Source organism: Novosphingobium sp. MBES04 (assembly GCF_000813185.1).
Taxonomy (GTDB): domain Bacteria; phylum Pseudomonadota; class Alphaproteobacteria; order Sphingomonadales; family Sphingomonadaceae; genus Novosphingobium; species Novosphingobium decolorationis.
Genome location: NZ_DF850489.1, coordinates 1253432 through 1259484 on the forward strand (window position 1 = coordinate 1253432; position 6053 = coordinate 1259484).

Genomic DNA, 6053 nt, shown 5'->3' on the forward strand with positions numbered 1-6053 from the left:
GGCAGCCAAATTTTCTTACCGGAGTAGATAATGGGTTTCCGTTGCGGAATCGTGGGCCTGCCCAATGTCGGCAAGTCAACCTTGTTCAATGCGCTCACCGAGACGCAGGCTGCCCAGGCTGCCAACTATCCCTTCTGCACGATCGAGCCCAACGTCGGGCAGGTCGGCGTTCCCGATCCGCGCCTCGACAAGCTGGCCGAGATCGCGGGGTCGGCCAAGATCATCCCGACCCAGCTTTCGTTCGTGGACATCGCCGGGCTCGTGCGCGGCGCCTCGAAGGGCGAAGGCCTGGGCAACCAGTTCCTCGGCAACATTCGTGAAGTCGACGCGATCATCCACGTGCTGCGCTGCTTCGAGAACGACGACATTCAGCACGTCGACAACAAGGTCGACCCGATTGCGGATGCCGACACGGTCGAGACCGAGCTCCTGCTCTCCGACCTTGAAAGCCTCGAGAAGCGCGTCCCCGCGGCCCAGAAGCGCGGTGCGAGCGGCGACAAGGAAGCCAAGATCGCCGCCTCGGTCCTGGGCCAGGCGCTCGAACTCCTGCGCGAAGGCAAGCCCGCCCGCCTGACCGAGCCCAAGGACGAGGAAGAAGAACGCGTCTTCCGCCAGGCCCAGCTCCTGACCGCAAAGCCCGTCCTCTACGTCTGCAACGTCGAGGAAGAAGCGGCTGCCGAGGGTAACGAATTCTCCCAGCGCGTCTTCGAGAAGGCCGCTGCCGAGGGCGCGACCGCGGTCATCGTCTCGGCCGCCATCGAGGCCGAACTGGTCGGCATGGATAAGGAAGACCGCGGTGTGTTCCTTGAGGAAATGGGCCTGGCCGAAGCCGGCCTCGCGCGCATCATCCGCGCTGGCTACGAGCTTCTCGAGCTGCTGACCTTCTTCACGGTCGGCCCCAAGGAAGCGCGCGCCTGGACCGTCCACAAGGGCGCCAAGGCGCCTGAGGCCGCAGGCGAGATCCACTCCGACATGCAGCGCGGCTTCATCCGCGCCGAAACCATCGCTTTCGACGATTTCGTGGCTCTCGGCGGCGAAGCGGCCGCCAAGGAACAGGGCAAGCTGCGTCAGGAAGGCAAGGAATACGTGGTGCACGACGGCGACGTCATGCACTTCAAGTTCAACGTCTGATCCAGCCCCCACTTCAGCTTGCATCCCCCCCCTCCGACTTGAGGGGGCGGGGCAGGTTCGGCACTAAACGCAGGCCCATGCGTTGCCCTTGCAACCCCTTAACGAGTTGCGAGGAACACGCTCCCCATGATCGACCGATCCGAAAAGATCGTCTGGCTCGCCCGTCTGGGCTTCGTGGCGCGCGGCGTCGTCTACGCCCTGCTGGGCTATCTGGCCCTGTCGAGTTCCTCGACGCAGACGGTCAGCTCCGGCCAGTCCGGTGTTCTGGGTTACATCCAGCACATCCCGGGCGGCGTCCCGATCCTCTTTGCCGCCTCAGCCGGACTTCTGGGCTACGCCCTGTTCCGCTTTTCCTCCGCCTTTCTCGACATCGAGAACCGCGGAACCGATGCCAAGGGCATCGCCACACGCACAGGGCACCTGTGCAGCGGCGTGCTCCACCTCGGCCTTGCCTGGTCAGCGCTCCAGTTCGCCATCGGCAGCAAGCAGAGTGCAGGCGACCGTACGCACGACATGGTCTCGACCGCGCTCGGTTTCGAGCTTGGTCCCGTTGCGCTTGCCATCGCCGGTGTCGCGCTGGTGACCGGCGCTCTCTTCCAGGCGCGCGAGGCCTTCACGCTCGGCTTCATGAAGTGGGTCTCCCCCCGCGCCCCGACCTGGAGCTGCTGGCTTGGGCGTGCCGGTTATGCCGCCCGCGCGGTGGTCTACCTTCTCATCGGATGGTCGCTGCTGCGCTCGGCCTGGTCGGAAAACAGCTCCGAGGCCCGCTCGGTAGGCGGGGCCATTCTCGACCTGCGCGAGATGGGCGCGATCCATACAGCGGTGGCCGCAGGTCTCCTGCTGTTCGGGCTCTTCAGCCTCATCATCGCGCGCTACCGCATCATTCCCGATCCGGGCCGCAAGTTCCACGCCGCCCGCCAGGCCCTGAGTTGATCTGCCATGCCCCACCCCAACCAGCACGCCGTCCTCTACCGCATGGTGATGGACAAGCATATCTGCCCCTTCGGCCTCAAGGCGAAGCACCTGCTGGAGCGCAAGGGCTACGAGGTCGAGGATCATTGGCTGCAGACCCGTGAGCAGACGGACGCCTTCCAGGAAAAGCACGATGTGAAGACGACCCCGCAGATCTTCATCGCGGGGCAGCGCATCGGCGGCTACACCGACCTGCGCAAGTTCCTGAAGCTGGATGTGCCGGACGCGGACCGGAAAAGCTACACGCCCGTCCTGGCCGTATTCCTGACCGCCGCAGCTCTCGCGATCGCGAGCAGCTGGGCCGTCCTCGGCAGCGCGCTGACCGTGCTGACCGCCGAGTGGTTCGTCTCGATCGCGATGATGCTGCTCGCCATGCTCAAGCTCCAGGATGTCGAGCAGTTCTCGACGATGTTCCTCGGCTACGATCTTCTGGCCCGGCGCTATGTGCCCTACGCCTATGCCTATCCGTTCCTGGAATGGACGGCCGGCGCGCTGATGACCGCGCATGTCCTGCCCATCCTCTCGATCCCCGTGGCACTCGGCATCGGAAGCGTGGGCGCGGCCTCGGTCTTCTATGCGGTCTACATCCAGAAGCGCGAGCTCAAGTGCGCCTGCGTGGGCGGGTCGGCGAACGTGCCCCTGGGTTTCGTCTCGCTCACCGAGAACCTGTTCATGGTCGGCATGGCGCTTTGGATGCTGATAAAGACCACCACCCTGTAACGCGACGCTAGTCGGTGTCCGGCGGTGTGCAGTCCATCATCCGTCGGCCATGAAGGCGACCCGCTCCTGCGCATCGTGGAGCATGATGCGCGCGGGCCAGTTGACGGCATCCCCGCCCGTCTCAGCGTCGGGCAAGCGGATGATATCCAGCCAGTTTTCAAGGCCGGTGTACGTCGAATGCGCGCCGCCCGGCAGCTCGGCACTGGTCGTGCGCGCGGCATAGCGGTCAAGATCGGGCGGCACGATCATGAAGCCCTCGTCCGGACCTGCGACGAAGATCGGGTTCTCATCGCCCTTGGCCGTGAAGCGGCAGCCGCGATGCGACAGGCCATAGCGCTCCATGTCCACATCGGCGATGGGCTGCGGGATGATCGGCTCGAACGGAGCCTTGCTCATCCGCTTGACCATGGCGACGTCCTTCGCCGCATCGGCCTTCCTTTCGGCCACGGTATCCTCGGAGCCACAGCCGGCCAGCGCCGCAACCAGCGCCAGCCCCATCCATCTTGCGTGCATCACTTTCGCCCGAACAGTTTCTCGATATCTGCGTGAGCCAGCTTAACCCAAGTCAACCTAAGAAACTCGGCTCCAAAGCACCGATTTCCGCCGTTTTTTGAGCAACCTGCACTCGGTGGTTAGGATGAGAACGGTTTGCCCTGATCGGTGTTCCCATACCCGCAGCGCCATGCCACCAGTTCATCTACGACCCTAACTTTACAGCTTTTTCGTGGGCAACTGCATGGCATGTCCGCTGCGGGATTTCTTGGCCTCAGCCGCAGCCCTACGCTTCCTGCCATTCACGCCGAAATAGCATTCTGGATCATGGGCGGGCGCATACTCACCGCACACATCGCAACGAAAATCGTCTTTTCCCATGTAGCCTCCTATACGGTGATACCGCGCTTCCGAGCACGCTCAGCCAGCTTGGCAAAGGTGCCGCCAACAACCCGGCCAAAATGGCGACACCAAGCAGCAAGGAACGCCCTCTCCTCGTCGTCGCGCTTTGCCTTGGAAAGGATGATCGCAATCCGCCATGCGTAGTAGGGCGGGACGATCAAGCCGGTGGCAAACCAATGGTCCAGCGCCTCATGAACAATTTCGATCTGCCGGGGCAGGTCATTGTCAATCGCGCGAAGCTCTGCCCGGAACTCTGCCTCCGGTTGGTTCAAAATCGATAGGTCAGGGCGCTCCGCCTTTATGAAGTCGCCGATTTCCTTCGCCGTGTTGATCTCGTCGGCCATCGCAATGGCCTTCTGGATCATCTGCTCAGTATGAGCGCGATAGATGTCGCTCGACCGCTCCTGACTGAGCGGGGTAGTCTCATTCAATCGGCGGATCAGTCCATCAAGCTCGGCGTCCATTCTTCCCCCTACCGAAGTTCACTGACCCCATAACATCCAACCCATTACAGTGGCAGCTTTAGTTGCTCGATGTCAGCCTCTGGCTGGAAAAGCTTCTCGTAGACATGCCGTCCACGCTCCTGACGAGCATCGTCCCGCAAGCGATATGACGAGACGGTCAGCGCCACCTTGGCCCAACCGGGCGCTTTCGAGAGCATCGGCTATGGAATTGGGGGTGATAACCATAGGCAGAACATTAAAAGAACATTGGATGCCGATTAAGCGGCTATGAGATCGACTTATCGGTTTGCATGTGGCGCACAAACACCAGATATGGTGCAAATCAACGCAAGAAAGCGTAATATACGGGGGTGCGAATTTGCCATCAAGGCAAGGCAAGTTGACAGGTAAAGCCAAGACCTGTCACATAGTCCGAAGGACTTCGCCGTCCGTATATCCCACCACCGGAACAATCTTGAATGCTCGCAAATTTTTTTTGCGCGAGGAAGGATTCCGATGGACCGATATCAAGCCTCAGTTCTCAACGAGATTACGAAACGGGGTGGCCCCGGCTGGACCATCCTCGCCTTGATGATCATGCACCGTTGGTCGATTGCGACGGCGATTGGCGGACCTGTGTCGGCGCTGATCGCCACGAAGGCATTAGGTGTCTGGTGACCAGATACCGAAGCCTGTCTTGGTCCTTTTTTCTGGCGCTGGCGGTTTGCCATCGGATGCTTCCTCCGTGGGAGTTGCACGCAAATAGGGATCGTGGCTTCGCCTGCGGCGAGAAGACCGCAGACGCCTATTTGAATTTGCTCACCCCTTCGGCGTCACCGTCCTGATCTCACGGATTGAGACCGCAAGCGTATCGAACCTGTCGTTGATCATGTCAGCGAGTTTGTCCTGACCGCGTTCTACACGCTCGATGGCTTTGTCGAACGATTGGACGGCGCTTTCGAATTTGACGATGCGCTCGACCTGAGCCGTAGACTGGTTTTCGATGGCGTCCATGCGGGCTGTCTGGTTTTTCAGAGTATACTTGAGGTCGGAGTTCTCTCGGCGGACATCGACGACATCGCGGGCGACATCGCGAGTGATCGCGCGCACAATGATGCCGCAAGCCGCCGAAATCGTGCCAAGTGCCGCCGCCCACTCCACGAGCGATGTCATCTCGAAATTCATTCCGGTGCCTTCCCGGAAGTCGGCACCACCGCGCCAAGCACGCCGAGCGCCGCGACCGCCAAGCACCACGGATGCGGCAATGCCGCTGCGCCCATCACGCCAGCCGACATTGCCGCCCAAGTGCTGCGCTCTTCGAGGCGCGCCTTCACGAATTGCAGCGCATGAAGCGCCCCGGAAACAAACTTCTGAACCATCAAGTATTTAGGATCAGGGCAAGCCCCGGTGCTCATCGGAACCCGAGATCGACGATCAACTTGGCGGAGTAGTATGAGCCGACGCCTTCGTCGCGGTAGAATTGAACCTTGTAGTCGTAGCTTCCCGTGGCGAGCCCGGTGTCGATCCACTCATAGTGCAACATCATCGGAAAGTTGCCCATGCCCGCGCGAAGGATGTCTCCCACCTGCGTGAAGGCACCGCCGTTGAACGAGCGCATCACGCGAAACCACACGCGGTCATTGTCGCCCCCGGTGCGTTGCAAGTTGACGAACCATTTCAGACTGACTTCGCCGCCGTCATAGGCGTTGAAGAAGGTGGTCCGGGCCTTGTTGGTGGATAGGCCGAAATCATACCAAACATCGTCGCTCAGCGCGCCCAAACTCGACGAGCTAATCGCGCTCCAGTTATCCTGCCAAAACTGCTTCTTCGTGACCGAGTTGACCACGAGGCTATCCGTCTCCACCGATCCCGCCTTGAGGGTATCAACAGAGG

At 61.3% G+C, this 6053-nt stretch carries 8 protein-coding genes and 1 pseudogene; 4 read left to right on the top strand and 5 right to left on the bottom strand.

What is annotated here, in order from left to right; all coding sequences use genetic code 11:
• Positions 1 to 30: 30 nt before the first annotated feature.
• The 3 genes from ychF to MBENS4_RS19345 all read left to right on the top strand — a co-directional run bounded on the left by ychF (position 31) and on the right by MBENS4_RS19345 (position 2823).
• Positions 31 to 1131 carry a redox-regulated ATPase YchF gene (gene ychF / locus MBENS4_RS19335; protein WP_039393810.1) on the top strand — a complete coding sequence of 367 codons (1101 nt, stop codon included), beginning with the start codon at positions 31 to 33 and terminating at the stop codon, positions 1129 to 1131.
• 126 nt (positions 1132 to 1257) lie between these two features.
• Positions 1258 to 2064: a DUF1206 domain-containing protein gene (locus MBENS4_RS19340; RefSeq protein ID WP_039393812.1), complete on the top strand. Its 807-nt coding sequence runs from the start codon at positions 1258 to 1260 to the stop codon at positions 2062 to 2064.
• A 6-nt stretch (positions 2065 to 2070) separates the two neighbouring features.
• A complete protein-coding gene (locus MBENS4_RS19345; RefSeq protein WP_039393814.1) occupies positions 2071 to 2823 on the top strand; it encodes a MauE/DoxX family redox-associated membrane protein in 753 nt (250 codons plus the stop codon).
• A 36-nt stretch (positions 2824 to 2859) separates the two neighbouring features.
• Here MBENS4_RS19345 and MBENS4_RS19350 read toward each other — a convergent pair whose 3' ends face one another.
• From MBENS4_RS19350 to MBENS4_RS27655, 3 genes are all read right to left on the bottom strand, one after another.
• Positions 2860 to 3336 (bottom strand): hypothetical protein, encoded by a 477-nt coding sequence (locus MBENS4_RS19350; protein ID WP_199904435.1) that lies wholly within the window; start codon positions 3334 to 3336, stop codon positions 2860 to 2862.
• 368 nt (positions 3337 to 3704) lie between these two features.
• On the bottom strand, positions 3705 to 4181 hold the full coding sequence (locus MBENS4_RS19355; protein ID WP_039393816.1) for a hypothetical protein: 477 nt from the start codon (positions 4179 to 4181) through the stop codon (positions 3705 to 3707).
• A gap of 44 nt (positions 4182 to 4225) precedes the next feature.
• Positions 4226 to 4378: a DUF6771 family protein gene (locus MBENS4_RS27655; RefSeq protein WP_445321523.1), complete on the bottom strand. Its 153-nt coding sequence runs from the start codon at positions 4376 to 4378 to the stop codon at positions 4226 to 4228.
• Between the two features lie 298 nt (positions 4379 to 4676).
• Here MBENS4_RS27655 and MBENS4_RS25940 point away from each other — a divergent pair, with 298 nt between their 5' ends.
• Positions 4677 to 4838, top strand: coding sequence for a hypothetical protein (locus MBENS4_RS25940; protein WP_159108104.1), 162 nt, complete (start codon positions 4677 to 4679; stop codon positions 4836 to 4838).
• Positions 4839 to 4979: 141 nt separating this feature from the next.
• Here the strand turns inward: MBENS4_RS25940 and MBENS4_RS19360 are convergent, their stop codons facing one another.
• Both MBENS4_RS19360 and MBENS4_RS19370 read right to left on the bottom strand, forming a co-directional pair.
• Positions 4980 to 5465 carry a hypothetical protein gene (locus MBENS4_RS19360; RefSeq protein ID WP_144401007.1) on the bottom strand — a complete coding sequence of 162 codons (486 nt, stop codon included), beginning with the start codon at positions 5463 to 5465 and terminating at the stop codon, positions 4980 to 4982.
• Between the two features lie 106 nt (positions 5466 to 5571).
• Positions 5572 to 6053 (bottom strand): annotated as a pseudogene (locus tag MBENS4_RS19370) (hypothetical protein); the annotation flags it as partial.

Bases quoted from the DNA above. Each gene is read 5' to 3' on its own strand.
- ychF (WP_039393810.1), top strand. From the start codon at position 31: ATGGGTTTCCGTTGCGGAATCGTGGGCCTGCCCAATGTCGGCAAGTCA.
- MBENS4_RS19340 (WP_039393812.1), top strand. From the start codon at position 1,258: ATGATCGACCGATCCGAAAAGATCGTCTGGCTCGCCCGTCTGGGCTTC.
- MBENS4_RS19345 (WP_039393814.1), top strand. From the start codon at position 2,071: ATGCCCCACCCCAACCAGCACGCCGTCCTCTACCGCATGGTGATGGAC.
- MBENS4_RS19350 (WP_199904435.1), bottom strand. From the start codon at position 3,336: ATGCACGCAAGATGGATGGGGCTGGCGCTGGTTGCGGCGCTGGCCGGC.
- MBENS4_RS19355 (WP_039393816.1), bottom strand. From the start codon at position 4,181: ATGGACGCCGAGCTTGATGGACTGATCCGCCGATTGAATGAGACTACC.
- MBENS4_RS27655 (WP_445321523.1), bottom strand. From the start codon at position 4,378: ATGCTCTCGAAAGCGCCCGGTTGGGCCAAGGTGGCGCTGACCGTCTCG.
- MBENS4_RS25940 (WP_159108104.1), top strand. From the start codon at position 4,677: ATGGACCGATATCAAGCCTCAGTTCTCAACGAGATTACGAAACGGGGT.